Source organism: Paraburkholderia sp. RHO2 (assembly GCF_050955445.1).
Taxonomy (GTDB): Bacteria; Actinomycetota; Actinomycetes; order Mycobacteriales; family Mycobacteriaceae; genus Prescottella; species Prescottella agglutinans_A.
In genome coordinates, this window is record NZ_CP162617.1 from 1,431,206 (window position 1) to 1,454,105 (window position 22,900).

Below are 22,900 nucleotides of genomic sequence, written 5' to 3' on the forward strand. Positions count from 1 at the left end.
TGGGAGAGGAATGAGTGCACCGACCCTCGAGGTCCACATCGCACCCGAGCAGCTGACCGCGGCGCTGCGGGCGGACGCCGCGCGGGGACTGACGTCGTCGCCCAAGTGGCTGCCGCCCAAGTGGTTCTACGACGCGCGTGGCAGCGAACTGTTCGAGCGGATCACGCGGCTGCCGGAGTACTACCCGACGAGAACCGAACGAGCGCTGCTCGAGGCCCACGCGCGCGAGATCTCCGACATCGCGGTGCCGGAGATCCTCGTCGAGCTCGGCTCGGGGTCGTCGGAGAAGACGCGGCTGCTGCTCGAGGAGCTGGGCGCGCGGGGGTCCTTGGAACGGTACGTCCCGCAGGACGTCTCGGAGAGCGCGCTGCGCGACGCCACCCGACGCATCGCCAAGGAATTCCCCGAGATCGGCGTGCACGGGGTGGTCGGGGACTTCACCGAGTCGCTGCACCACCTGCCCGGCGGAGGCCGGCGGATGATCGCGTTCCTGGGCGGGACGCTCGGAAACCTGGTTCCCGACGAGCGCCGGGCGTTCCTCGCCGGTATCGCGGACGTCCTCGAACCGGGGGAGCACCTGCTGCTCGGGGTCGCGTTGGTGACCGATCCGGCGGTGCTGGTGCCGGCGTACGACGACGCGGACGGCGTCACCGCGCAGTTCGACCTCAACGTGCTCTCCGTGCTGAACAAACAGTTGGGGGCGGACTTCGACCTGGACCGGTTCCGGCACGTGGCTGTGTGGGATTCGGGTAACGAGTGGATCGAGATGCGACTCGAGGCGACGTCCGAGATGACCGTGCGCATCCCGGATCTCGGCCTCACCGTGCCGTTCGACTCGGGAGAACAGATGCGGACCGAGATCTCCGCCAAGTTCCGAGAGGACGGTATCCGGCGAGAACTCGCGGCCGCCGGATTCGACGACGTCCAGACCTGGACCGACGCCGACGACCGGTTCGCACTGGTCTGTGCCCGTCGCGGCTGACTAGGCGTCCCCGTCCCCGTCCGCGTACGGGTCGGGCAGCGTCAACTGCAGGTAGGTCATGTCCAGCCAGCGGCCGAACTTCCGTCCCACCTGCGGCATCTGGGCAACCACCCGGAACCCGAAGCGCTCGTGCAGCGCGATCGACGTGGCGTTGGTCGCCTCGACGCTGGCGACGATCACGTGGACGCCGCCGGCCCGGGCCCGTGCGATCAGTTCGGTCATCAGGGTCGTCGCGATACCGCGGCGGTGGAAGTCCACGTGCACGTACACCGAGTTCTCCACGGTGTGGCGGTAGCCGGTCTTGGGCCGCCACACCCCGTACGACGCGTATCCGGCGATCCGGCCGTCGATGTCGGCGACCAGGATAGGGAAGCCCCGTCGGCGGCGGTCGTCGAACCACGACCGCCGCTCATCGAGGTCGGCGAGGGTCTCGTCCCAGATCGCCGTCGAGTTGGCGATCGCCTCGTTGTGGATCTCGAGGATGCCGGGCAGATCGTCTGGGGTGGCGTCACGGACGAGCATGTCGAGCGTCGTGTCTCTACGCGCCCGCGCTGCGGCGAGCCTTCTCCAGCGCCGCGAGGGTGCGGAGGATGGTCGCCTTCTGACCGTTGAGGTCGTTGAGGCGGGCACGCGCGGCCAGACCCTGTCCGGCCTCGGCCAGCTGGATCTGGGTGTCGACCTTGGTGAGCTGGTCCAGCAGACCGGTCACGCGCTCCTCGAGCGCGGCGACGTCGAGCTTCTTCGCCGGAGCGACCGCCGCGGTCGGCGTGGGAGCCGGTGCGGACGGAGCCGTGCGCGGACGCGCGGGGGCCTTACGCGCCGGCGCGTCCACGGCGTCGAAGGCACTGACGATACGAGCGGCCTTGGGGCGCATCGACTTGCGGACCAGGGCCGGGTCCGGCGGCTCGGCCAGGCGGATCCCGTTCAGGGCCGCGCGGGCGTCACGGGCGGCCACTCGCCACTCGCGCTCTTCCTCGTCGTCCGACTGCAGGGTGCCGCCGATCGGGCGCAGGCCGTACATGCCCATGAACTTGCGGGCCTCGTCGATGACGGTCTCATGCTCGCGGCACGTTCCGCAGCGAGGCTCGTTGCGGAACTCCTCGATCGATTGATCGCTTCCGCACCAGACACACGACCCCGGGGTCCATCGGCGAACCGGTTGGCTGTTCGAGATTTCAGGGCCTGCGGCCGGGCTTTCGAGGGTCTGCGCGTCGATCACGAGCAGCCACAATAAGGCACCGCTCCGCGTCCGGCTACACCGAGGTCCACTTTTCCCGCCGCGCGTGACCAAACTCATGTTCGGTACCGGCTGGTAGCGGCAAAGTCTTGTGCCACACGCCTTCTCCGCTCCGGGCCGAGGTCACGCCTTCGCGCCGAACGCGCTCGTGAGCCAGTCGACGAGGGGACTCATCGCCCGCCAGGCGAGCCGCACGTGATCGGCCGCCTCGCTCGTGCCGAGCCAGTCGGGACACCCCAGATTCGACGCGGCCGTCAACGATCGGTGCCGGAGCAGTTCGATGCGTGGATGGTCGGCCGCGACGCCGCGCGGGCGGGTCGCGAGGCGGTCGCCGCCGATGTCGTAGCCGTCCGATTCGAGTGTGCGCACCACCCGCTGCAGTGCGCGGCCGCGGCGCTCGTCGTCGACGGCCTCGCGGTAACGCGCGAGTTGCTCGGGGGTGTGCGAGTAGTACCCACCGGCCACGAACAGTCCGGACGCGTCCACCTGGACGTAGAAACCGACACCCGGGCACGCCTCGACGAACCCGCCCTGATGGGTCTTGTACGGCGACTTGTCCTTCGCGAACCGGACGTCGCGGTAGGGGCGGAAAACCTTGCCGGGACCGAACTCCGGTTCGAGTTCGGCGAGCAACTCGACCATCGGCACACGGACGTCGGTGTCGTAGATCGACTTGTGGGAGGTCCAGAAGGCCTTGCTGTTGTCGGCCTCGAGGTCCTCGTAGAAATCCAGTGCGGTGGTGGGGAAGCCGGAGAACACACCGGAAACACTACGCCCGTGCCCGGCACGCCAGGGGCGAACCGGGCACGGGCGTGGGGACGGATCTAGGCGATGCCGTTGAAGAGGGACGTCACCGAACCGTTCTCGAAGACCTCCTGGATGGTCCGCGCCAGCAGCGGTGCGATGGACAGCACCGTCAGCGTCGGGAACCGCTTCTCCTCCGGGATCGGCAGCGTGTTGGTCGCGATGACCTCCTTGGCGCCGCAGTTCGCGAGGCGCTCGGCGGCCGGGTCCGAGAACACACCATGCGTGGTCGCGATGATCACGTCGCCCGCGCCGGCGTTCTTGAGGACCTCCACCGCGCCGGCGATCGTGCCGCCGGTGTCGATCATGTCGTCGATCAGCACGCAGGTGCGTCCGCTCACGTCACCGACGACGCGGTTCGACTTCACCTGGTTGGGGACCAGCGGGTCGCGGGTCTTGTGGACGAACGCCAGCGGCGCGCCGTCGAGGGCGTCGGCCCACTTCTCGGCGACCTTCACGCGGCCCGCGTCGGGAGAGACGACACAGATGTTGTCGGTGCCGTAGTTCTCGCGGACGTACTGCGCCAGCTGACCCTGCGCGTGCATGTGGTCGACCGGGCCGTCGAAGAAGCCCTGGATCTGGTCGGTGTGCAGGTCGACCGTGATGATCCGGTCGGCGCCCGCGGTCTTGAGCAGGTCGGCGATCAGGCGGGCCGAGATGGGCTCGCGGCCGCGGTGCTTCTTGTCCTGGCGGGCGTACGGGTAGAACGGCAGCACGGCGGTGATGCGCTTGGCGGATCCACGCTTGAGCGCGTCGATCATGATCAACTGCTCCATGATCCACTGGTTCAGCGGCGCCGGGTGGCTCTGCAGCACGAACGCGTCGCTGCCGCGCACCGACTCCTCGAACCGGACGAAGATCTCGCCGTTGGCGAAGTCACGCGCGGTCTGCGGAGTGACCTTGATGTCCAGTTCCTTGGCCACCTGCTCGGCCAATTCGGGGTGTGCGCGGCCCGAGAAGAGCATCAAGTTCTTCTGCACGTCGCTGGATATCGCGCTCACTGATCTTCGCCATCCTTTGGTTCTTGCCGATCGGTCTCTTGCTGGAGTGCTCGTTCCGCCGCCTCAGCAGCGGGAGTGCCGGGCCTGTTGCGCTGGACCCAACCCTCGATATTGCGTTGCTTGCCGCCCGAGACGGCGAGCGCCCCCGGCGGAACATTGTTACGCAGGACGGTGCCCGCGCCTGTGTAGGCGCCGTCCCCGACGCGGACCGGGGCGACGAACATCGTGTCGGATCCGGTCCGTACATGCGAACCGACGACGGTGCGACTCTTGTTCACGCCGTCGTAGTTGACGAAAACGCTGGATGCTCCGATGTTGCTGTGCTCGCCGACGGTCGCGTCGCCTACGTACGTGAGGTGCGGCACCTTCGAGTGCGCGCCGATGTCGGCGTTCTTGGTCTCGACGAAGGCGCCGAGCTTGCCGGACGCGCCCAGGACGGTGCCGGGCCGCAGGTACGTGAAGGGGCCGACGGTCGCGTCGGGGCCGATCACCGCGTCGTCACCGTGGGTGCGGATCACCGAGGCGCCCTCGCCGACCGTGACGTCGGTGAGCGTGGTGTCGGGGCCGATCACGGCGTCCTCTCCGACGCTCGTGGAGCCGCGGAGCTGCACGCCCGGACGCAGGATCACGTCACGGCCCATCGTGACGGCGACGTCGACCCAGGTGCTCGACGGGTCCTCGACGGTGACGCCGGCGCGCATGTGACGCTCGAGGATCCGTCGGTTCAGTTCCCTTGCGAGAGTGGCGAGCTGGACGCGGTCGTTGGCGCCGGCGACCAGCTGGCTGTCCGCGATGTGCTGGCCCCGAACGGTTTTCCCGGCCCGCCGGGCGATGGCGATGACGTCGGTCAGGTACAGCTCGCCCTGCGCGTTGTCCGCGCTCAGCGACGCCAGCGCGCCGCGGAGCGTGGCGGCGTCGAAGGCGTAGACGCCCGAGTTGACCTCGGTGATCGCGCGCTGCGCCTCGGTGGCGTCGGCCTGCTCGACGATCGCGGCGACCTCGCCGTCCGTGGTCCGCAGGATCCGTCCATACCCGGTGGGGTCCGGAGCCGTCGAGGTCAGGACCGTCACGGCGGCGGCGGGCTCGGCGGTGTGCGTGTCGACGAGGGTGCGGAGCGTGTCGGCGTCGAGCAGCGGGACGTCGGCCGCGGTCACCAGCACGGTGCCGTCGAAGTCGTCGGGCAGGGCGGTCAGTCCGCAGCCGACGGCATGTCCGGTGCCGTTCTGTTCGTCCTGGACGGCCGTCGCGACCGACCGCCTCAAGTCCTTGGCGACCTCGTCGACGGCGGCGGCGACCGCCTCGCGGTCGTGTCCGATGACGGTCACCAGTTCGGTGGGGTCGACGGCCGCGGCGGCGTGGAGCGAGTGGGCGAGCATCGAGCGCCCGGCCAGGGTGTGCAGCACCTTGGGGGTCTTCGACCGCATTCGAGTCCCGGCGCCGGCGGCGAGGACGATGACGGCGGTCTGCGGTGGCATGAAGCTCCCTCGAAGTCGATCTACGCTGAGCCGCTCGAGCGGCCGGACTCGTCGCACACGTTCCGGAAAAGAATATCGCGAGCGGTCCGCGCGACGGCAACGTGCCCGAGAGTAGCCGGGAGCGAGCACGCTCGTCGGTGGAACCGCGCGCCTCGGATCGTCCAGCCGCAGAAGCGAGTTAGCGGGGAGTTAACGAGATTCGACCGACCGGTCGGCATACCGTGGCCGGAATCACAGTCCGCCCGGTCGATGAGCTCCGCCGCCAGGACTCGAACCTGAACTATCTGAACCAAAATCAGAGGTGCTGCCATTACACTACGGCGGATTGCCGCGCCGGCGAGCTGGCGCTCGCAGCGCGGGAACGATCCTCGCATGCCGACGCGCCGCGCGTCGAACTGCTCGAAAAATTCGCCCGCGGCGTGTCGGAAAGGACGGTCACCTCGAGTGTCGCGACCAGCACGGGAGTCGTCGAACCCCGAACGTACGCCTCGAACCCGGATGACGGGGACGCAGCGCCGTGAGCAGTTGATCGAGATCGGTCGGACGCTCTTCGCGGAACGCGGCTACGAGGCCGCCTCGATAGAGGAGATCGCCGCGCGCGCCCAGGTCTCCAAGCCTGTGGTCTATGAACACTTCGGCGGCAAGGAAGGGCTCTATGCGGTCGTCGTCGACCGGGAGATGTCGAAGCTGCTCGAGATGGTCACGTCGTCGCTGACGCAGAACCGCTCGCGCATCCGGGTCGAGCGCGTTGCGTTGGCGCTGCTGACCTACGTCGAGGAGCGCACCGACGGATTCCGGATCCTGGTGCGCGACTCGCCCGTCGCCGCGCCCGAGGGAACGTACTCGAGCCTGCTCAACGAGGCTGTCCGGCAGGTGGGCCACATCCTGGCCGGTGACTTCGCACGTCGAGGCTTCGACCCCGAACTCGCGCCGCTCTACGCGCAGGCGCTCGTCGGCATGGTCGCCACGACCGCGACGTGGTGGCTCGACGAGCGGACGCCGTCCAAGGAGGTCGTCGCCGCCCACCTGGTGAACCTCTGCTGGAACGGTCTGACGAACCTCGAGGCGGATCCGCAGCTGGGGGAGTGATCCGGCCGGTCGGGCCCTTCGCGGGCGCCGGGTCCCGTGTCGGGCCACGCGCCTAGAATCGAACAGTCTGCATTTCACGACATCAGGAGCGCCGTCGTTGTCTTCCGTGTCCTCTTCAGCTCCGTCCGTGGCGCCAGTCGGCGGGATCACACCGCTCGCCGGCCTCGCGCGGACAGTCCTCACGGACGCCGCGATCGGGCAGGTCGTCGACAGCGTGGGTCGCGCGTCGATCGATATCGTCGCGCCCGGCCCGGTGCGTCCGTTCGTCGCGACGGCCGTGTCCGAGAAGGCGCAGCTGCTGCTGGTCACCGCCACCGGGCGCGAGGCCGACGACCTCACCGTCGAGCTGCGCGAGATCATCGGTGACGCCGTCACGCAGTTCCCGTCGTGGGAGACCCTGCCGCACGAGCGGCTCTCGCCGAGCGCGGACACCGTCGGACGCCGGATGCAGATCCTGCGCCGGTTGGCCCGGCCCGACGACGCCGATTACGGCCCGCCGCTGCGGGTGATCGTGACGACCGTGCGCTCGCTGGTGCAGCCGATGGCCCCGGGCCTGGGCGAGATCGAGCCGGTCATCCTGCGGGTCGGTGCCGAACACGACTTCGACGCCTTGATCTCCCGTCTCGTCGAGCTCGCGTACACGCGCGTCGACATGGTCGGCAAGCGCGGCGAATTCGCGGTCCGCGGCGGCATCCTCGACATTTTCCCGCCCACCGCCGACCATCCCGTGCGTGTCGAATTCTGGGGCGACGAGGTCACCGAGCTGCGCGCCTTCTCGGTCGCCGACCAGCGTTCGCTGCCCGAGCTCGAGCTCGCCACGGTCATCGCGCCCCCGTGCCGGGAGTTGCTGCTCACGGAGACGGTGCGCGACCGTGCCGCGCAGCTCGCGGCCGACAACCCGGCCGACGCGGCACTGGTCGAGATGCTCGACAAGCTCTCGGCCGGCATCCCGGTCGAGGGCATGGAGGCCCTGCTGCCGCTGCTGCAGCCGGGCGAGCTGCAGCTCCTCACGGACGTGCTGCCGCGCGAGACCCACGTCCTGCTGTGCGATCCGGAGAAGATCCGCACGCGCGCAACGGATCTGGTGCGCACCGGGCAGGAGTTCCTGGAGGCGTCGTGGACGGCGGCCTCGATCGGTGGCGCGGCCCCGATCGACACGTCCGTCCTCGGCGGCGGCATCGACCTGGGCGCGTCGGCGTACCGGTCGCTGCGGCAGGTACGGGAGACCGCCGAGGCGCAGGGGCGCCCATGGTGGACCATCAGCCCGCTCGCGTCCGGCCGCGACGACGAGATGGTGCTTCCCGTGCAGTCGGCGCCCGAGGTGCGGGGCTCGGACGAGCTGTTGTCGATGCTCTTCGTGAACCTGCGCGCACACGTGACGACCGGCGGTCGTGCGGTGGTCGTCGTGGCGGGCTCGGGCACGGCGCACCGGGTCCTCGAGCGGCTGCGCGACGCCGACGTCCCCGCCGGCGAACTCGCGCCCGGCGCCGAGCCGGGCCGCGGTCTGGTGGGCGTGCTGTGCGGGTCGCTGCACGAGGGCCTGGTGCTGCCCGGCGACGAGGCCGCCGGGATCCCGGGTCTGGTGATCGTCACCGAGGCCGACCTGACGGGTAACCGGGTCGCGGCCGCCGGCGACGGCAAGAAGATGCCGGCCAAGCGCCGCAACCAGGTCGATCCGCTCGCGCTCACCGCCGGCGACATGGTGGTGCACGACCAGCACGGCATCGGCCGGTTCGTCGAGATGGTCGAGCGCACGGTCGGCGGGGCACGTCGCGAATACCTCGTCATCGAGTACGCGGCCAGCAAGCGCGGGCATCCGGGGGACCGGCTCTTCGTGCCGATGGAGTCGCTCGACCAGCTCTCGCGTTACGTGGGCGGCGAGATGCCGGCCCTGTCCAAGCTGGGTGGCTCCGACTGGCAGAACACGAAACGCAAGGCCCGCAAGGCTGTTCGTGAGATCGCGGGCGAGCTGGTGCAGCTGTACGCCGCGCGGCAGGCGGCGCCCGGTCACGCGTTCGGCCCCGACACCCCGTGGCAGAAGGAGATGGAGGACGCGTTCGCGTTCACCGAGACCCACGACCAGTTGACCGTCATCGACGAGGTGAAGGCCGACATGGAGAAGCCGGTCCCGATGGACCGCGTCGTGATCGGCGACGTCGGCTACGGCAAGACCGAGGTCGCGGTGCGCGCGGCGTTCAAGGCCGTCCAGGACGGCAAGCAGGTCGCGGTGCTGGTCCCGACGACCCTGCTGGCGCAGCAGCACCTGCAGACGTTCTCCGAGCGGATGGCGTCGTTCCCGGTGAAGGTGCGCGGCCTGTCCCGCTTCACCGACGCCGCCGAGTCCAAGGAGATCATCGCGCAGCTGGCGGAGGGGGAGATCGACGTCGTCGTCGGCACCCACCGCCTGCTGCAGACCGGCGTCCGCTGGAAGGACCTCGGTCTCGTGGTCGTCGACGAGGAACAGCGGTTCGGCGTCGAACACAAGGAGCACATCAAGGCGCTGCGCACGCACGTCGACGTGTTGACGATGTCGGCGACACCGATCCCGCGCACGCTCGAGATGAGCATGGCCGGCATCCGGGAGATGTCGACCATCCTGACCCCGCCCGAGGAGCGGCACCCGATCCTCACGTACGTGGGCGCGTACGCGGACAAGCAGGTGGCCGCGGCCATCCGCCGCGAGCTCCTGCGCGACGGCCAGGTGTTCTACGTCCACAACCGGGTCAGCTCGATCGACAAGGCCGCCAAGCGGATTCGCGACCTCGTCCCCGAGGCTCGCGTCGTCGTCGCGCACGGCCAGATGAACGAGGAGACGCTCGAGAAGACCGTGCAGGGCTTCTGGCAACGCGAGTTCGACGTCCTCGTCTGCACGACGATCATCGAAACCGGCCTCGACATCTCGAACGCCAACACGCTCATCGTGGAGCGGGCCGACTCGCTCGGCCTGTCGCAGCTGCACCAGCTGCGCGGTCGCGTCGGCCGCAGCCGCGAGCGCGGCTACGCGTACTTCCTGTACCCGTCCGAGAAGCCGCTCACCGAGACGGCGTACGACCGACTGGCGACCATCTCGCAGAACTCCGACCTCGGCGCCGGCATGGCCGTCGCGATGAAGGACCTCGAGATCCGCGGCGCCGGCAACGTCCTCGGTGCCGAGCAGTCCGGTCACGTCGCGGGTGTCGGCTTCGACCTGTACGTGCGACTGGTCGGCGAGGCCGTCGAGGCGTACCGCGCGATCGCCGACGGCCGGCCCGTCACGACCGAGCCGGAGACGAAGGAGGTGCGCATCGACCTGCCGGTCGACGCACACATCCCGCCCGACTACGTCACCAGCGACCGCCTCCGACTCGAGGGCTACCGCAAGCTCGCGGCGGCGGCCGATACCGGCGCCATCGCCGGGGTCGTCGAGGAACTCGTCGACCGCTACGGCCCGCTGCCCGAGGAAGTGGGCCGGTTGGTGTCGGTCGCCAAGCTGCGGCTGCTGTGCCGCGAGTACGGGATCGAGGAGGTCGCCGTCACCGGCACCCAGCTCAAGGTGTCGCCGATGAGTCTCCCGGACTCGAAGCAGATGCGGCTCAAACGCATCTATCCGAGCGCGCAGTACCGTGCCACCACCGGGATGGTGCAGATGCCGTTGCCGCGGACCGGATCCGGCGGTGTGGGCGCCGAACGGGTCCGCGACGTCGAACTGCTGCAGTACATCGCGGACTTCCTGCTCGCGATGGACGGCAAGGCGGCGGGCTCGGTGGACGTGAGCACGCCCACCGGCGTGCAGGCGGGGGTCTGACCCGGATGGGTATCGGCGAGGAGCGCCGCGAGGAGTGGCGCGCCGGTGACGCGTTGATCGAGGCCGTCGAGGTGATGGACAAGCTGTGGGGTTACGGCGGCTGGGAGGTGACGCAGACCCACGACTCGCTGCGTCCCTACCTGCTCGAGGAGACCTACGAGTTGCTCGACGCGATGCAGGCCGGTGACCCCGACGGTATCCGTGAAGAACTCGGAGACCTGTTGCTGCAGGTGCTGTTCCACTCGCGGATTGCCGAGGCGGCGGGGGAGTTCACGGTCGACGACGTGGCCGCGACGCTGGTGGCCAAGCTTGCGCACCGCAGCCCGCACTTGGCCGAAGACGTCGTCGGCCCGGTCGACATCGCCGAGCAGGAGCGGGCATGGGAGGCACGCAAGGCAGCCGAGAAGGCACGCGAATCCTGTATCGACGGCATCGCGCTGCAGCAGCCCGCCCTGGCACTCGCCGAGAAGGTGATCGCGCGGGCCCGCAAGGCCGGACTGCCCGACGAGTTGGTCCCCGACGAGCTGCGGGTGGTCCGGTTGGGTGGACCGAACAGTGCCGAGGACGAACTGCGCAAGGCGACACTGCTTTTCGTCGCGCGGATCCGCGCCGCCGAGTCCGCCGCGCACGCGGACGGTGTCGCGTGGGGCGGACTCGACGCCGACAGCTGGCGAACCTACTGGGCGTAGGACGTGCGCGCGGTGCAGCCGGGACAGGAACTGTCGGCGAGCGTCAGTGCTTGCGGCAGTTCAGTATCGCCGCATGAGGCCTCTCCCAGTAGCCACGAAGGAGGTGCGCCTCGGCATCCGCTTCCGGTGAGCGCACCTGGGCGTGGTCGACCCACTGCGCCAATTGGAACCCGGCCGAGTGCATCGCATCGTCGATGCTCTCCTTGGTCCAGACGTAGGCGGTGACGGTGTCCTCCTTCGTGCGGTCGGACGGGTCGAAGAGGTCGAGTCGCACCTGCCCGCCGTCCACATCGGGTCCGATCGGAGTGAGGCGGAACCCGTACCGTTCGTAGTACGACGAATCTCGTTCGTAGTCAGGGTGGATGGGAAGGGTCACCAAGCGACCACCGGACCGAAGCGGTCGTGCCATCTGCGCGCACATCTCGTGAAGTTCTTGTCGTGTGGTGGCATAGGGCAGTACGTACACGGCCAGGACAAGGTCGAACTGGCCTTCGAGGTCGGGTGTCAGCTCGGATGTGAACGTGATTCCGCGAGGGCTGTTCTGCTCCCACGCGCGTGCGTACTCGAGCATGCCCTCCGAGACGTCGTAGCCGACCACCCGGCGGGCTCCCTGTTCCTTCAACCATCGCGAGTACATCCCGTTGCCGCAACCGAAGTCGAGTACATCGCGTCCGGTCAGATCCCCGATCGCTGCGAGTACGTTCGGAATCTCCAGATGCCTTCTGAAGGGCCAGTCGGCCATGTCTTCGTAGAGATCGGCAAGCTCGTCGAATTGGCTCTGCATACGCACCTCTTCTGGTGAGTGGGGTGTGGCCGAGGGCTCCTGATGTCGTCCAGCGTGACAACGGAGGCCCACACACCGTCACGGTAAGCCCGACTGGGGTTACCCGCAGGTATGTTTCGGCGGATGCGGTCACAGCGGTGATCGGATTCGACGCCGACGCGCGGCGGAGCTACTGGGGGCGGGCTCGAACAGCGTCGCTCCCCAGTAGCCGCCGTCAGGGCGTAGGAAGTGCGGGCGTCGCCTAGTGCGTCAGTCGAGACTCGGCGGAGATGCGTCCGTTCTCGTCGAGCTCCACGGTGACGTCGATCCCGACCTTGCGCAGGAACTCGTAGTCGTGGCTGACGATCAGCATCGCACCACCGTAGGCGTCGAGTGCTTCGGCGAGCTGCTCGACGCTGGTGATGTCGAGGTTGTTCGTCGGCTCGTCGAGGATCAGCAGCTGCGCGGGCGGGTCCGCCAGCAGCAGCTTCGCGAGCGATACCCGGAAGCGTTCTCCGCCGGACAGCGTCGCGACGGGCCGATCGGCGGAACTCCCGCGTATCAGCAGACGGGCGAGCTGATTCCGGATCGTGCCGGCCGTCGTGCCGGTCGCGACCTTCTGCACGTTCTCGAGTGCGCTCAGGGCCTCGTCGAGGTTGTCGAGGCGCTGGGGAAGGTACCCGACGCGTTCGGTGAGCAGCACGCCGCTCACCCGGTCCGGGTCGCCCGCGGTGCCGTGGACGAGATGCTGGAGGAGGGTCGACTTGCCGGCGCCGTTGGGGCCGACGAGCGCGACGCGTTCCGGGCCCTGGACGACGACGGTGCGCGCCCCGCAGTGGAACTCGGCGATCCGCCGACTCCGGGGCACGTCCGGGTCGGGGAGGACGAGGTGGATGTGTTCGTCCTCTCGCACCCGCAGGTCGGCCGCATCGACGGCGGCCTGCGCGGCCTCGACCTTGGCATCGAGCGTCGAGCGCATCGACCCGGCGGACGCCTGCGCCTTGCTGGCTCGATTCCCCGCCAGGATCTTGGGAATCCCGCCGTCCTTCTGGGTCTTCTTCGCCGTGCGTTCGCGGCGGGCCAGTTTGGTCTCGGCCTCGATCCGCTGACGCTTCTCGACCTTGAGCGCCTGCTGGGCCGAGCGGGCGGCCTGGACGGCCGCCGCCTGTTCCTGTTCGAGATGCTCCTTCCATGCGCTGTAGGGGCCGCCGAAGACGTCGAGCCGCCCGGCGTGCAACTCGGCGGTGTGATCCATGTGCTCGAGCAGTTCCAGGTCGTGGCTGACCACGATGAGGGTGCCCGGCCAGGTGTCGACGAACTCGGCGAGCTTCGCGCGGGTGGGGCGATCGAGGTTGTTCGTGGGCTCGTCGAGCAGGGTGATCGGGGTGCGGCGGATCCGCAGGCCGGTGATGGCGATGAGCATCGCCTCGCCACCGGAGACCTCGTCGACTCGACGATCGAGATCTGCGGCGGAGAAGCCGATCTCGTGCAGGGCCTCGTCGGCGCGCGCCTCGATGTCCCAGTCGTCGCCGACCGTGTCGAAGTGATGCGCCCCGACATCCCCGGACTCGATCGCCCGCAGTGCGCCGATGATTCCGTCGATGCCGAGGAGTTCGGCGACCGTCGAGTCCTTCCGCAGGGTCAGCGTCTGCGGCAGGTAACCGACCTCACCCATCAGGTCGATCCGACCCGACGTGGGCCGCAGCACCCCGGCGATCAGTCGCAGCAGCGTGGACTTGCCCGCTCCGTTCCGGCCGACGAGGCCGGTGCGGCCAGCGGTGAAGGTGCCGCTGACGTGGTCGAGTGCGACCGTACCGTCGGGCCATTCGAAAGTGATGTCTCGCAGGGTGACTGCGGAGGTACTCATGCGTTGTTGCCTCCCTTGCTGGGCAGGATCTGGCGACCGCGGTAGACACCGCAGTACGGGCATGCGTGATGGGCCGGAACGGTCTCTCCGCAAGCGGGATTCGGGCAGGTCGTGAGAACGGGAACGGTTGCTTTCCACTGTGCCCGGCGATGGCGGGCACGGGAACGGGAGGTGCGATGCTGCACGTGACGGCCTTTCGTGAAAGGTTGCTGATCAGCGGTGCTGAAGGACGAAACCGATCACGAGCGGGTGTGGGGCAGGGACGCGAGTGCATTGTTTGCCAAGCGTTGCATGGCAACTCGATTGGTGCCGCGGGCCGGGAGGGGTACGCGGATCCCGTGGTCGACATCGCTCTGCACACCGAACGTGATCGGTGCGGAGCGGACATGCCGGAGTGAGCCCGGTCCGTGGAAGGGCAGAACGGCACGGATGTGCTCGGACCGAAACCACTGACGACGGGGATGGGTCAGTCACCGGGGCGCGGATCGCGCCTTCTCGGTAAAAGGCCACCGGCAAGTCCGGTGGCTAGATTCTGTCGACCTCGATGTCCATGGACGGCACTCTATCAGCCGGCGTCGGGCGCGCTCGTTCGAGGCGACGTCACGCCTCGAACAGCGTCGACCCCCAGTAGCCGCCGTCGCCCACGCCCGGCGGCACCGCGAACACCGCGGAGCCGACGTGCTTGACGTACTCGCCCAGCGCATCGTTGCGGGCGAGGTTCTGCTGCATCGGCACGAACTGCTTCTGCGGGTCGCGGCAGTAGGCGATGAAGAAGAGGCCGGCGTCGAGGTGGCCGAATCCGTCCGTGCCGTCGGTGAAGTTGTAGCCGCGGCGCAGGATCTGGATGCCGCCCAACTCCTCGGCCGACGCCAGACGCACGTGCGCGTCCTTGTCGATCACCGGCTTGCCGCCGGCGCCCTTGGCGTCGAGCTGCAGGTCGTCGAACTCGTCCTTGCGGCCGAGCGGGGCACCGCTGCCCTTGCTGCGCCCGAACACCCGCTCCTGTTCGTGCAGGGTGGTGCGGTCCCACGGCTCGATGAGCATCCGGATCCGCCGGGCCACGAGATACGAGCCGCCGGCCATCCACGCCTGATCGTCCTGCGGGTCCACCCACACGAACTCCGACAGCGCGGCCGGGTCCTCAGCCTTGATGTTGCGGGTTCCGTCCTTGAACCCGAACAGGTTTCGCGGTGTCGTCTGGCTCGTCGAGGTCGACGACGTGCGGCCGAACCCGAGCTGCGACCAGCGCACCGCGACCACGCCGAAGCCGACGCGGGCGAGGTTGCGTACCGCGTGCACCGCCACCTGCGGGTCGTCGGCGCACGCCTGGATCGCGATGTCGCCGCCCGAGCGCGCGGGTTCGAGGGCGTCGCCGGTGAACTTCGGCAGATCGACCAGTGCCGCAGGCTTCTTGTCGGCGATGCCGAACCGGTCCTTGCCGTCGACGCCGAACAGCGACGGCCCGAAGCCGATGGTGAGCGTCAGCTTCGACGCGTGCAGGTCGAGCGCCTCACCGGTGTCGGTCGGCGGGTTGTACTCGCCGGCGTCGGTCGCGCCGCCCTCGGTGGCCTCCTCGCCGGCGGTCATCCGCGCGGCCATCTCAGTCCATTTCTTCAGCATCGCAATCAGCTCGTCACGCGAATCGGTGATGACGTCGAACGCGACGAAATGCATGCGATCCTGTGCGGGCGTGACGATTCCGGCCTGATGGGCGCCGGTGAACGGCACCACCTCCGAGGTCGACGCCGCGGCCGCAGGGGCGGTCAGACGCCCCACCGCGACTCCCGCCCCCGCGAGCACCGCGCCCGCCCCGACGGCGCCGAAGAGACGCCGCCGGGACAGGCCCGGGCGGGCCTCGGGCCGGGCGTTGCCGCCCTCCTGGTTGCCGGCGGGCTGATTACTGTCCTGCGATGACACCCTGCACCTGGCTCACTTCTGCGGACAACGCGTCGATCTTCTGGGTCAGTGCCTGACGCTGCGGTTCGGTCACCGTGTCGTACGAGACGAATCCGTCGCCCTGGCGGTACTGCGCGAGTTCTGCGTCGAGGTCGGCGAAGCGCTGGTCGATACGCTTCGCGAGTTCGGGGTTGCGCTCCTCGAGAATCGGGCGCACCGACGCGATCGCGGCCTGCGAGCCGTCGGCGTTGGCCTGGAAGTCGTACAGGTCGGTGTGCGAGAAGATGTCCTCCTCGCCGGTGATCTTGGTGCGCGCGATCTCGTCGAGCAGCGTCTGCGCGCCACCGGCCACCTGGATCGGGTCGACCTCGAAGTCCGGCGCGGCCACTCCGTCGATCAGTTCCTGGAGGTCGGCCTGCAGTTGATCGGCGATCGCGTTGGTGTCGGGCTGCAGCCCCTGCACCCACAGGTCCTTCTCGAGCCGGTGGAAACCGGTCCAGTGCCAGCCCGGCTCGACGTCGACCTCGCGCAGATCGATGCGCGGGTCGAGATCGTTCGGGAAGCTCTCGGCGATCGGCTCGATGCGCTCGTAGTAGGTGCGCGTCAGCGGGTACTGGGCCTTGGCGGCGGCCACGTCACCGGCCTTGACCGACGCGATGAACGCCGCGGCGGTCTCCTGCAGCGCGGTGATCTGGCTGTCGACGTAGCGCTTGTATCCGGCGGCGGCCTCGGCGAGGCGGCTGTCCTGGTCGGTGGCGGCCACCGAGTCGCCGGTGACGGTGAACTCGCTGCGGATGCCGTCGCCGACCATGCCCGGCTTGCACGCGGTGTGGTAGGTCCCGGCCTCGGCGAGGTTGACGATCAGCTGGCGGGTCAGACCGGGCCCGACGTTCTCGACCTCGCCCATCACCCGGTCGCCGTCGCCGAAGACGTAGAACTCGGTGACCTTGGAGCCGTTGTTGGTGATGGCGAACGTGGTGTTGCCGGTCTCGGCGGTGTTCCCGGAGATCTCGCACGTGGTGTCGGTGGCGGTCACCGTGATGGCCTCGGCGTCGGCGGTCGACTTGGACGTGCACGCCGCGAGAGCGAGCGGAGCGATCGCCAGCAGGGCGAGCGCGGAGGTGGTACGACGCACGGGCGGAACCTTTCGGGAAACGGTGCTCAGGAAACGGCGACGGAGGTGTCGGTGCTGTCCGGATCGGGTCGCCCCGCATCGGACGCGGTCTTCGCCGCGGCCTTGACGGGGCGCAGGAACAGCGGCATCACGATCGCGAGGTACCCGACCCACGCGGTCAGCTGCAGCACCGTGGGGTCGGGGCGGAAGTTGAAGATGCCCTGCAGGACGGTGCCGTACCAGCTGGAGGTGTCGAACACCGACGAGATGTCGAACGCGAGGGTGGAGCCGCCCGGCAGCCAGCCGGCGAGCTGTAGGGCGCGGACGCCGTACGCGAGGATGCCCGCCGCGACCACGACGAGGAACACGCCGGTGTAGCGGAAGAACCGGCCGAAGTCGATCCGGACCGCGCCGACGTAGAGCAGCACCGTGAGCACGGCCGCGACGACGATGCCGAGCAGCAGCCCGACCAGCGGCCACGCGCTGCCGGCGGTGTTCTCCGCGTAGCCGACCAGCAGCAGCGCGGTCTCGACGCCCTCGCGGCCGACGGCGAAGAACGCGAGCGTCACGACGGCGGCCGGCCCGACGGCCAGCGCCCGATCCAGGCCGGCCCGCAGCTGACCCGAGATGGACGACGCGGCGGTGCGCATCCACAGCACCATCGCGGTGACGATCGCGACGGCGACGAGGGACGCGAGCCCACTGATCAGTTCGGCGGCGGTGCCGGTGACCGTGGACGTGCCGAAGTGGATGACGCCGAAGATCACGGCCACCATCGCGATCGCCGCCCCGACGCCGACCCACACCCACTTCAGTGCGTCGCGGCGCCCGGACTTGACGAGGAACGCGACGAGGACCATCACGACGATGCCGGCCTCGAGCCCCTCGCGGACGCCGATCAGCCCGCTGCCGAACAGCTGGGTGGCAACGGAGGGCGCGTCGGCGCCGGCGGCGAGGACTGACACTGCATGTGCTCCTGGGGCGAGTCGGAACGGCCCGGCGTCGTCGTCCCGGAGGTGATCTCTGGGAAGGCAAGGCAAACCTGGAAGGGCCGAGGTGAACGTAGCATTCCCTAAGATCGACCGAAAACCGCCCCCTGCCTGGTCCTTTTTGTCCGAAATACGGCTTAGGTCCCGATATCGACAAGCGTCACGACCGCGCGGTCTGGATGATGGACGCCGTGACGAGACAAGCCGCGCCCCGAAGCGGGGCTCCCCGGGCGGGCACGGCCGGAATGCCGCCGGATCCGTTTCCCCGCCGACCGCGGCGGCGGTTTCGAACGTTCCTCATCGTGACGTCGTCGACCCTGGTGGCGGTCGCGGCCGTGACGGTCGCGTCGGGCTTGGACGAGTTCGACCAGCGCCAGCCCCGCATCGAGATTCCCGAGGGCATTCCCCCGGGACCCGGTGCCCCGCTCCCGCCGATCGACGTCGACGCGCCGGGCCGGACCGCGACGCAGCTGGCGGACTGGGCGGCGCCGCTGTCCGACAGCCTGGCGATCTCGTCCACCGCCCTCGAGGCCTACGGGCACGCGGCCGCGGTGATGGCCGAGTCCCGACCCGGGTGCGGCATCGGCTGGACGACGCTCGCGGGCATCGCCGCCGTCGAGAGCAAGCACGGCACCCACGGCGGTGCGCGCGTCTCGGACGACGGCCTGGTCAGTCCGCCGATCCGCGGCATCCCGCTGGACGGGTCGCCCGGCGTCGCGGAGATCCCGGACACCGACGCCGGTGCGATGGACGGCGACGCCACCCACGACCGGGCGATGGGGCCGCTCCAGTTCATCCCGGAGACGTGGAAGCGCTGGGGCGTCGACGCGAACGGGGACGGGGCCGCGGACCCGGACAACATCGACGACGCCGCGCTCACCGCCGCGCGCTACCTGTGCGCGCGCGGCGGCGACCTCACCACCGAGGAGGGGTGGCGCACCGCACTGATGGCCTACAACCTGTCCGGCGAGTACCTCCTGGACGTGCGGGATCGCGCTGCCGCGTACTCGGTAGGGGTCCGGCGGTGACAGGTGCGACGCGCGCGCCTCGGCGCGGGAGTCGGTTACTCCGGTTAGGCTCAGACCTGGCACTATGCTTCCGGCGGCTTCCGGCCGCCAGCAATCGGTGGCTCGCTGCCGCCGCCCGCCCGTAGACAACCCAGACGCTGTCTGTCCGGACCGGCATTGTCCGCCCCGGAAGCAGCCGAACGAAGCCGCCGAAGGAGAACCATTCGTGGCCATCATTGAGCAGGTAGGAGCTCGCGAGATCCTCGATTCCCGTGGCAACCCCACGGTGGAGGTCGAGGTGCTGCTCGAGGACGGTAGCTTCGCCCGCGCCGCCGTTCCTTCCGGTGCCTCCACCGGTGAGCACGAGGCCGTGGAGCTGCGCGACGGCGGCGACCGCTACCTGGGCAAGGGTGTCCAGAAGGCCGTCGAGGCCGTGCTCGGCGAGATCGCGCCGGCCATCATCGGTCTCGACGCCACCGAGCAGCGCACCGTCGACCAGGCTCTGCTGGACACGGACGGCACCCCCGACAAGTCCCGCCTCGGTGCGAACGCGCTGCTCGGCGCATCCCTCGCCGTCGCCCGCGCCGGCGCCGAGAGCTCGGGCCTGGAGCTGTTCCGCTACGTCGGTGGCCCCAACGCGCACGTGCTGCCCGTCCCGATGATGAACATCCTCAACGGTGGCGCCCACGCCGACACCGGTGTCGACGTCCAGGAGTTCATGGTCGCCCCGATCGGTGCGCCCACCTTCAAGGAGTCGCTGCGCTGGGGTGCCGAGGTGTACCACTCGCTCAAGGCCGTCCTGAAGCAGAAGGGCCTGTCCACCGGCCTCGGTGACGAGGGCGGATTCGCTCCCGACGTCGCCGGCACCCGTGAGGCGCTGGATCTGATCAGCGAGGCCATCGCGAAGACCGGCCTCGCGCTGGGCACCGACATTGCGCTGGCGCTCGACGTCGCGGCCACCGAGTTCTACACCGACGGCACCGGCTACAAGTTCGAGGGCAAGATCCGCACCGCCGAGGAGATGGGTGCGTTCTACGCCGAGCTGCTGGGCCAGTACCCGCTGGTCTCCATCGAGGACCCGCTGAGCGAGGACGACTGGGCCGGCTGGGTCGCGCTCACCGAGCAGATCGGCAACAAGATCCAGCTCGTCGGCGACGACCTGTTCGTCACCAACCCGGAGCGTCTCGAGGAGGGCATCGCCAAGGGTGCCGCGAACGCTCTGCTGGTGAAGGTCAACCAGATCGGCACGCTCACCGAGACGCTGGACGCCGTCGACCTGGCGCACCGCAGCGGCTACAAGACCATGATGAGCCACCGCTCGGGCGAGACCGAGGACACCACGATCGCCGATCTGGCCGTCGCGGTCGGCAGCGGTCAGATCAAGACCGGTGCGCCCGCTCGCAGCGAGCGTGTCGCGAAGTACAACCAGCTGCTGCGCATCGAGGAGAGCCTCGGCGACGCCGCCCGCTACGCCGGCGAGCTGGCCTTCCCGCGCTTCGTGTTCGAGGGTGCCGCCAGCTGATGAACCAGCGCGGTAGGTCGCGGTCGGGTCGCCCGGGTGGGCGTCCCGCGCGTCGCGGTGCCGGGTCGGACCAGGGGCCGCGTCGCCCCCGGCGGACTCGTTCCGGCGCACCTGCCGCACCTACCGACCGCCTCCACGCGGCCGCCCCGGGTGACACCGGCGCGGCCCGCGGGGGTGATACCGACGCAGCCGCCCCGTCCCGTGCCCGCTCGATGCGTGGTTCGGGACGGGGATCGGTTCCGGTGAAGGCCGAGCGCACGTTCTTCGGGCTCTCGACCGGGCGTGCCGTCATTCTCGGAGTGGTGATCTGCGCGTTGGCGCTCACCCTGGCGGTGCCGCTGCGCACCTACCTGACCCAGCGTTCCGAGGCCGATCGGCTGGCCTCCGAGCAGCTGCAGCTCGAACGGCAGCTCGAGGAACTGCAGCGCCAGAAGGAACAGATCGACGATCCCGCGTGGATCGCGTCGCAGGGCCGCGAACGGCTGGGCCTGGTACGGCCGGGGGAGACGCCGTACAAGGTCCAGTTGCCTGGCGACTACAAGCCGCCGCAGAAGGATGCACCGCCCCCACCGCCGTCCACCGGCGCCTGGCACAGTGATCTCTGGCAGCGGCTCACCGAACCGCTGCCCACCACCGAGCCTCGATCAGATACACCGCCGGCGGCCCCCGCGGTGCCGGCTCCCGCATCAGAAGAACCAGGAGTACCCACCGGGTGAGCGAATCGTCCGTCCCCCAGGAAGACCTCGACGCGGTGGAGGCCCAGCTGGGTCGCGTCCCGCGCGGAGTGCTCGCTATCGCCTACCGGTGCCCGGACGGGCAGCCCGGCGTCGTCAAGACCGCTCCCCGGCTGCCGGACGGCACCCCGTTCCCGACGCTCTACTACCTCACCGACCCCCGCCTGACCGCGGAGGCGAGCCGGCTCGAGTCGGCCGGTGTGATGCGTGAGATGACCGAACGGATCGACACCGATCCCGAACTCGCCGCGGCCTACCGGCGGGCCCACGAGTCCTACCTCGCCGAGCGCAATGAAATCGATTCCCTGGGAACGGATTTCACCGGAGGTGGGATGCCGGACCGGGTCAAGTGCCTGCACGTGCTCATCGCGCACTCGCTCGCGAAGGGGCCCGGCGTCAACCCGCTCGGTGACGAGGCCGTGTCGCTCGCCGCGCGAGGTGGCCTGCGAGGCACCGCGATTCCGGCCGACTGGCCCGAGTACCGGGGCCCTTTCGCCGAGGGCGACGAGTGACCCGGGTCGCAGCGATCGACTGCGGCACCAACTCGATCCGACTGCTCGTCGCGGACGCCGACGAGAACGGGCGGCTCACCGACGTGACCCGGCTGATGCGGATCGTGCGCCTGGGACAGGGTGTCGACGCCAACGGTGCCTTCGCACCCGAGGCTATCGAGCGCACCCGCGTCGCACTCGCCGAGTACGCCGGCATCATCCGTGACACCGGCGCGACCGCTGTGCGGATGGTCGCGACATCGGCCACCCGCGACGCCGCGAACCGTGAGGACTTCTTCGCGATGACCCGCGAGGTACTGGGTGCGGTGATCCCCGGTGCCGAGGCGGAGGTCATCACCGGAGACGAGGAGGCACGGCTGTCGTTCGCCGGCGCGGTCGGCGAACTCGACGCGGCCGAGGGGCCGTTCGTCGTGGTCGACCTCGGCGGCGGATCCACCGAAGTCGTCCTGGGTGACGACAGCGGCGTCCATGCCGCGTACTCCACGGACGTCGGCTGCGTGCGGGTGACCGAGCGGTGCCTGCACGACGACCCGCCGACCGTCGAACAGGTCTCTGCGGCACGCGAATTCGCGGCCGACCGGCTCGCAGAGGCGTTCGCCCGCGTGCCCGTCGAGCAGGCGCACACGTGGGTCGGGGTGGCCGGGACCATGACGACACTGTCGGCCGTCGCGCAGAACCTCCCCCAGTACGACGCCGATCGAGTGCACCTGTCGCGGCTCAGCCTCGAGCAGCTGCACGAGGTTGCACAGCGTCTGGTGACGATGACGCACGACGAGCGTGCCGCGCTCGGCCCCATGCATCCCGGGCGGGTCGACGTGATCGGAGGCGGCGCGATCGTCACGGCCGTTCTGGCGGACGAACTCTCGCGCCGCGCCGGCATCGGCGAACTCGTCGTGAGCGAACACGACATTCTCGACGGAATTGCAATGTCGGTTCCGCTGGGCGGGTCGTGAATTAGCTCACTGTCGGTTCCGCCTACACTGTTCTGAGTTCCACGGTCGTGGGCCACCGGAGTCGGGCCGGTGGTGGGCCCCCATAGCCCAATTGGCAGAGGCAGCGGACTTAAAATCCGCCAAGTGTGGGTTCGAGTCCCACTGGGGGCACCACTTCGCCGCAGTTAGGGGCATTTCGGTCTCGAGCTACGAAGCTGTGCAAGTCTCCGGCGGCCGTGAAAGGCCGTGACGTGCGGGTGGCGTCCGATGATCTGCGCTATGCGTGCGGTTAGTGTCTTCACTCGGCCAGCGTTTTGGTGGGGCGTACCGACGGGCGCTCATCGGAAACCCTTGTCGGGCAGGTGCACCGTGCGCAGCGCCTGGAAGGAATCACAGCGGCGATTGGTAACATGCGGCGACGCATGCGCCAATGCGTTGGCCGAGTCCACGACCAGGTGGTTCAAGGCCGAGGCGATGGCGAAGAACAGCCCTTCCCGTGACGG

Annotated in this window: 20 protein-coding genes and 2 tRNA genes; 10 read left to right on the top strand and 12 right to left on the bottom strand. The window is 69.3% G+C overall.

Annotated elements, in window-relative coordinates; translation table 11 throughout:
- Window positions 1–10: 10 nt before the first annotated feature.
- The gene (gene egtD, locus ABTV10_RS06625; RefSeq protein ID WP_499033381.1) at window positions 11–982 is read left to right on the top strand and encodes an L-histidine N(alpha)-methyltransferase; all 972 of its coding nucleotides are present in this window, start codon (window positions 11–13) and stop codon (window positions 980–982) included.
- Here the strand turns inward: egtD and ABTV10_RS06630 are convergent, their stop codons facing one another.
- From ABTV10_RS06630 to ABTV10_RS06655, 6 genes are all read right to left on the bottom strand, one after another.
- Complete coding sequence (locus tag ABTV10_RS06630; protein WP_499033383.1) at window positions 983–1,504, bottom strand: GNAT family N-acetyltransferase; 522 nt, start codon at window positions 1,502–1,504, stop codon at window positions 983–985. It abuts the gene before it with no gap.
- A 16-nt stretch (window positions 1,505–1,520) separates the two neighbouring features.
- On the bottom strand, window positions 1,521–2,201 hold the full coding sequence (locus tag ABTV10_RS06635; RefSeq protein ID WP_499033384.1) for a hypothetical protein: 681 nt from the start codon (window positions 2,199–2,201) through the stop codon (window positions 1,521–1,523).
- Window positions 2,202–2,342: 141 nt separating this feature from the next.
- Window positions 2,343–2,978: a DUF2461 domain-containing protein gene (locus tag ABTV10_RS06640; protein ID WP_499033386.1), complete on the bottom strand. Its 636-nt coding sequence runs from the start codon at window positions 2,976–2,978 to the stop codon at window positions 2,343–2,345.
- A 65-nt stretch (window positions 2,979–3,043) separates the two neighbouring features.
- Window positions 3,044–4,024, bottom strand: coding sequence for a ribose-phosphate diphosphokinase (locus tag ABTV10_RS06645; protein WP_280762725.1), 981 nt, complete (start codon window positions 4,022–4,024; stop codon window positions 3,044–3,046).
- Entirely contained in the window at window positions 4,021–5,499 is a 1,479-nt protein-coding gene (gene glmU, locus ABTV10_RS06650) for a bifunctional UDP-N-acetylglucosamine diphosphorylase/glucosamine-1-phosphate N-acetyltransferase GlmU (protein ID WP_499033387.1), read from the bottom strand. The genes ABTV10_RS06645 and glmU overlap by 4 nt, the downstream gene beginning before the upstream one ends.
- A gap of 254 nt (window positions 5,500–5,753) precedes the next feature.
- Window positions 5,754–5,824: transfer RNA gene (locus tag ABTV10_RS06655), tRNA-Gln, on the bottom strand.
- Window positions 5,825–5,997: 173 nt separating this feature from the next.
- Between ABTV10_RS06655 and ABTV10_RS06660 the strand changes: the two genes are divergently transcribed.
- The 3 genes from ABTV10_RS06660 (at window position 5,998) to ABTV10_RS06670 (ending at window position 11,061) form a co-directional block, all read left to right on the top strand.
- Window positions 5,998–6,588, top strand: a complete 591-nt coding sequence (locus ABTV10_RS06660; protein WP_499033388.1) for a TetR/AcrR family transcriptional regulator — start codon at window positions 5,998–6,000, stop codon at window positions 6,586–6,588.
- A gap of 127 nt (window positions 6,589–6,715) precedes the next feature.
- Window positions 6,716–10,372, top strand: coding sequence for a transcription-repair coupling factor (mfd, locus tag ABTV10_RS06665; RefSeq protein ID WP_499033389.1), 3,657 nt, complete (start codon window positions 6,716–6,718; stop codon window positions 10,370–10,372).
- 5 nt (window positions 10,373–10,377) lie between these two features.
- Window positions 10,378–11,061, top strand: a complete 684-nt coding sequence (locus ABTV10_RS06670; RefSeq protein ID WP_499033391.1) for a nucleoside triphosphate pyrophosphohydrolase — start codon at window positions 10,378–10,380, stop codon at window positions 11,059–11,061.
- Between the two features lie 43 nt (window positions 11,062–11,104).
- Here ABTV10_RS06670 and ABTV10_RS06675 read toward each other — a convergent pair whose 3' ends face one another.
- From ABTV10_RS06675 to efeU, 6 genes are all read right to left on the bottom strand, one after another.
- The gene (locus ABTV10_RS06675) at window positions 11,105–11,845 is read right to left on the bottom strand and encodes a class I SAM-dependent methyltransferase (protein ID WP_499033392.1); all 741 of its coding nucleotides are present in this window, start codon (window positions 11,843–11,845) and stop codon (window positions 11,105–11,107) included.
- Between the two features lie 241 nt (window positions 11,846–12,086).
- Window positions 12,087–13,691: an ABC-F family ATP-binding cassette domain-containing protein gene (locus ABTV10_RS06680; protein ID WP_499033395.1), complete on the bottom strand. Its 1,605-nt coding sequence runs from the start codon at window positions 13,689–13,691 to the stop codon at window positions 12,087–12,089.
- Window positions 13,688–13,876, bottom strand: a complete 189-nt coding sequence (gene rpmF, locus ABTV10_RS06685) for a 50S ribosomal protein L32 (protein ID WP_499033397.1) — start codon at window positions 13,874–13,876, stop codon at window positions 13,688–13,690. The genes ABTV10_RS06680 and rpmF overlap by 4 nt, the downstream gene beginning before the upstream one ends.
- A gap of 415 nt (window positions 13,877–14,291) precedes the next feature.
- Window positions 14,292–15,608, bottom strand: a complete 1,317-nt coding sequence (efeB, locus tag ABTV10_RS06690; RefSeq protein ID WP_499033399.1) for an iron uptake transporter deferrochelatase/peroxidase subunit — start codon at window positions 15,606–15,608, stop codon at window positions 14,292–14,294.
- On the bottom strand, window positions 15,589–16,722 hold the full coding sequence (gene efeO / locus ABTV10_RS06695) for an iron uptake system protein EfeO (RefSeq protein ID WP_499033401.1): 1,134 nt from the start codon (window positions 16,720–16,722) through the stop codon (window positions 15,589–15,591). Before efeO ends, efeB begins: the two co-directional genes overlap by 20 nt.
- Before the next feature lie 26 nt (window positions 16,723–16,748).
- Window positions 16,749–17,666, bottom strand: a complete 918-nt coding sequence (gene efeU, locus ABTV10_RS06700; protein ID WP_499033404.1) for an iron uptake transporter permease EfeU — start codon at window positions 17,664–17,666, stop codon at window positions 16,749–16,751.
- 326 nt (window positions 17,667–17,992) lie between these two features.
- On the opposite strand from efeU, the gene ABTV10_RS06705 reads away from it, so the two are divergent.
- The 6 genes from ABTV10_RS06705 (at window position 17,993) to ABTV10_RS06730 (ending at window position 22,571) form a co-directional block, all read left to right on the top strand.
- Entirely contained in the window at window positions 17,993–18,718 is a 726-nt protein-coding gene (locus tag ABTV10_RS06705) for a lytic transglycosylase domain-containing protein (RefSeq protein WP_499033407.1), read from the top strand.
- Window positions 18,719–18,923: 205 nt separating this feature from the next.
- Window positions 18,924–20,219 carry a phosphopyruvate hydratase gene (gene eno, locus ABTV10_RS06710; RefSeq protein ID WP_433610959.1) on the top strand — a complete coding sequence of 432 codons (1,296 nt, stop codon included), beginning with the start codon at window positions 18,924–18,926 and terminating at the stop codon, window positions 20,217–20,219.
- Between the two features lie 242 nt (window positions 20,220–20,461).
- Window positions 20,462–20,935 (top strand): FtsB family cell division protein, encoded by a 474-nt coding sequence (locus ABTV10_RS06715; RefSeq protein WP_499033409.1) that lies wholly within the window; start codon window positions 20,462–20,464, stop codon window positions 20,933–20,935.
- Window positions 20,932–21,465, top strand: coding sequence for a DUF501 domain-containing protein (locus tag ABTV10_RS06720; RefSeq protein WP_499033411.1), 534 nt, complete (start codon window positions 20,932–20,934; stop codon window positions 21,463–21,465). The genes ABTV10_RS06715 and ABTV10_RS06720 overlap by 4 nt, the downstream gene beginning before the upstream one ends.
- Entirely contained in the window at window positions 21,462–22,418 is a 957-nt protein-coding gene (locus ABTV10_RS06725) for a Ppx/GppA phosphatase family protein (RefSeq protein WP_499033413.1), read from the top strand. The genes ABTV10_RS06720 and ABTV10_RS06725 overlap by 4 nt, the downstream gene beginning before the upstream one ends.
- Before the next feature lie 76 nt (window positions 22,419–22,494).
- Window positions 22,495–22,571: transfer RNA gene (locus ABTV10_RS06730), tRNA-Leu, on the top strand.
- Window positions 22,572–22,900 lie beyond the last annotated feature (329 nt).